Genomic DNA, 2,495 nt, shown 5'->3' with positions numbered 1-2,495 from the left:
CCTACCTCTAACTTATTTTTAGGCTCGGGCCTTTTAAATTTAAAGAGATGTGAAGAGCATGGAATTAATGTGGGTATGGGTACCGATGTAGGCGCAGGCACAAGTTTTTCTATGCTACAAACAGGTAACGAAGCGTACAAAATTCAGCAGCTACAAGGTCAAAAGTTTTCAGCATTTAAAGGGTTTTATTTAGCCACCCTAGGCGGTGCACGTGCCCTTGATTTAGAAGGCACCATAGGTAACTTTAATGTAGGCTGCGAGGCTGACTTTATTGTAATGGATTACGCGGCCACCTCGTTTTTAAAATTCAGAATTGGCCATGCCAAAACCCTTCACGAACAGCTTTTTGCCATGATGATGCTAGGCGACGACCGCTGTATTGAACAAACCTACATTATGGGTAAAAGCGTGTATAAACGCGACCAACAAGCCCAGTTTGCAGCCACACCCACACCCGATTTAGAAGAGGCATAACCCGATGGAAAACTATTTATTTGAGCTTGCTCATTTGGTGTTTAGATACTTTCACGTGGTAGCAGGTATAGCGTGGATTGGCGCCTCATTTTATTTTGTGTGGCTTGATAATAACTTACAAACACCGCCACAATGGAAACAAGATAAAGGCATAAAAGGCGATTTATGGGCTATTCATGGCGGCGGCTTTTACGAAGTGGCTAAGTATCAAAATGGCCCAGAACAAATGCCCTCTACCCTACATTGGTTTAAATGGGAGGCCTACACAACCTGGATCAGCGGCGCGCTGTTATTTACGCTGTTATATTATGTGGGCGCAGATGTGTATTTACTCGATGCCAGTAAAAGTGAGCTAAGTAAATTTGCCGCTATTGGTGCATCACTTGGTTTCATAGGCTTAGGTTATAGTGTTTATCGGTTATTGTGTAAAAGCCCGCTTGTTGAAAACGGCAAAGCCTTTATTGCGCTCAGCGTGGGCTTTTTAGCATTATGGACCTATGGGGTTGATCAGCTATTTAGCGACCGCGCGGTATATATTCATGTTGGTGCATTAATTGGTACCTGTATGGCCGGTAATGTATATCACATAATTATGCCTGCACAGCGTTACATGGTAAGCGAAGTAGAAGCTGGGCGCATTCCTAATTCAGCGCCGGGTTTGAAAGCAAAGCAATGCTCGGTACATAATAACTACGCCACCCTGCCGGTTATTTTTATTATGCTAAGCAATCACTTTTCGTATACCTATAGCTATGAGTTTGGTTGGTTAGTGCTTATTGGCTTTTTTATTATTGGTATGTGGATACGCCACTTTTTTAATTTAAAACACCAAGGTGTTAATAAGCCTTCAGTACTCATAAGCGGTATTGCCGCGTTTTTTGCGTTAATGCTAGCCATAGCACCGTGGCCAAGTAGCTCTGTAAACGCGAATAATGAGCTACAAGCAAGTATAAGCGATGCGCAAGCATGGGATATTATTAATAAACACTGTACACAGTGTCACAGTGAAACCCCTACATCAAAGCTTTTTCAAACAGCACCCCTTGGCTTTAAGCTCGACTCACTTGCTGATGTAAAAAAAGCCAGTGCACTTATTCATACTCGCGCCGTTATTACCAAAGACATGCCATTGGCAAATATGACCAAAATGACTGATGCAGAGCGCGAAACGCTTGGCACTTGGCTTAGCGCAGTAAAAAAGGAGCAATAACATGAGCGAGCAATTTAAGCACTACCCGCGCGATTTAATTGGCTATAGCTCACAGGTACCCCATGCAAACTGGCCTAATCAAGCCCGCATAGCCTTGCAAGTGGTGCTAAATTACGAAGAAGGCGGCGAAAACTGTGTACTACATGGTGATGCAGCGGCCGAAACGTTTTTATCAGAAATAGTCAGCGCTCCCCACGTAGAAGACCGCCACATAAGCATGGAGTCTATTTACGAATATGGCTCACGCGCAGGCGTGTGGCGCTTACTTAAACTCTTTAAAAAATATGATATACCGGTCACCATTTTTGCTGTGGCAATGGCCCTTGAGCGCCACCCCGATGTAGCTAAAGCCTTTGTTGATGCTGGGCACGAAATTGCAAGCCATGGCCTGCGCTGGATTAATTATCAACATATAGATAAGCAAACCGAGCGTGAGCACATGCAAAAAGCCATTGAGATCATTCAAACGCTTACCGGTAAAAAGCCCAAAGGCTGGTATACCGGACGCACAAGCCCCAATACTGCAGCCCTTGTGGTAGAAAATGGCTCGTTTTTATATGACGCCGACGATTACAGCGACGACTTACCCTTTTACAGTATTAAAGAAGGAAAGCCACAGTTAATAGTGCCCTACACGCTTGATGTAAACGATATGCGCTTTGCTGCAGTGCAGGGATTTAACGCCGGTGATCAATTTTATAATTATTTAAAAGATGCATTCGATACGCTGTATGAAGAAGGCGACCCACAAGGTGAAAACACCCCAAAAATGATGTCGATTGGTTTGCATTGTCGCTTAATTGGTCGCCCT

3 protein-coding genes are annotated in these 2,495 nt (G+C 44.0%); all 3 read left to right on the top strand.

Features of this window, described 5'->3' with window-relative positions:
- Window positions 1-474: amidohydrolase family protein (locus tag AABI99_RS18055; protein WP_338367502.1), on the top strand; the 474-nt coding region annotated here is incomplete at its 5' end.
- A gap of 4 nt (window positions 475-478) precedes the next feature.
- On the top strand, window positions 479-1,684 hold the full coding sequence (locus AABI99_RS18050) for a urate hydroxylase PuuD (protein WP_338367501.1): 1,206 nt from the start codon (window positions 479-481) through the stop codon (window positions 1,682-1,684).
- A 1-nt stretch (window position 1,685) separates the two neighbouring features.
- On the top strand, window positions 1,686-2,495 hold an 810-nt coding region (gene puuE / locus AABI99_RS18045; RefSeq protein WP_338367500.1), incomplete at its 3' end, for an allantoinase PuuE.

Origin of the sequence: uncultured Pseudoalteromonas sp. (genome assembly GCF_963922945.1) — a bacterium.
Classification (GTDB): domain Bacteria; phylum Pseudomonadota; class Gammaproteobacteria; order Enterobacterales; family Alteromonadaceae; genus Pseudoalteromonas.
Note: the sequence above shows the minus strand (reverse complement) of the source record. Positions and strands in the feature narration are given on the sequence as shown.

Excerpts from the sequence above, each read along its gene's own strand:
- AABI99_RS18050 (WP_338367501.1), top strand. The coding sequence starts at position 479 with ATGGAAAACTATTTATTTGAGCTTGCTCATTTGGTGTTTAGATACTTT.